Genomic DNA, 272 nt, shown 5'->3' with positions numbered 1-272 from the left:
GATGTAAAAACGCGAACATCATGATTGAACAAGTGCGACAGCATTTTCTTCCCGATGTGACGAACCACAACAGCTTTCACATCATAAGATTTAACGACGGACATCCATTGCTTCTTCTTATTGCACGGGCTGTCTGACTCAACCAAAGGAATAAGATGCTTTATTTGTTGTTGCTCATCGACAATCGCGATCTGTGGAGAACGGGCAAAATGGTTGCCGACATGAAGGTCACGACAAGGTATTGCGTATAACATAGTAACTTCCTGTTATTG

At 42.6% G+C, this 272-nt stretch carries 1 protein-coding gene; it reads right to left on the bottom strand.

All coding sequences use genetic code 11. The features are described from left to right. Positions 1-254: NifB/NifX family molybdenum-iron cluster-binding protein (locus AB4496_RS29775; RefSeq protein ID WP_372133744.1), on the bottom strand; the 254-nt coding region annotated here is incomplete at its 3' end. Positions 255-272 lie beyond the last annotated feature (18 nt).

The organism is Vibrio sp. 10N.222.46.A1, assembly GCF_041473595.1.
Taxonomy (GTDB): Bacteria; Pseudomonadota; Gammaproteobacteria; order Enterobacterales; family Vibrionaceae; genus Vibrio; species Vibrio tasmaniensis_A.
This window is presented reverse-complemented; position numbering and strand designations above follow the sequence as displayed.